This is a genomic window from Parvimonas sp. D9 (assembly GCF_035282565.1).
In the GTDB taxonomy this organism is placed as follows: domain Bacteria; phylum Bacillota; class Clostridia; order Tissierellales; family Peptoniphilaceae; genus Parvimonas; species Parvimonas micra.
The window spans coordinates 1-255 of the sequence record NZ_JAYKBM010000199.1; the positions used below are offsets into that span (position 1 = coordinate 1).

1 protein-coding gene is annotated in these 255 nt (G+C 46.3%); it reads right to left on the reverse strand.

Annotated elements, in window-relative coordinates; translation table 11 throughout:
* Positions 1-37: 37 nt before the first annotated feature.
* Positions 38-255, reverse strand: a 218-nt coding sequence (locus VJI94_RS08550) for a hypothetical protein (protein WP_324009059.1), incomplete at its 5' end; no start/stop codon positions are given.

Sequence of the window (255 nt, forward strand, 5' to 3'; positions counted from 1 at the left end):
ATCTGCGTAATCTGTTCATTTGCCATTGTCTTGTTCCTTAATAGCAGGGATACATTTCCAAAGCCGCAATTAGTGCCTTAGTGAGGATCTGTGCGTTGGTGTCTGTTCTTTTGGCGGAGGCAATTATATCCCCAGCCAAAACCTTTGCTTTGGCCAGAGTAAGCTCCGTGGCATCATAATAGATACCCTCCAGGCGTTTAAATGCCTGCCTATGCAATGCTGCAATTTCCTGCGTAGACACGCCATTACGGTCTT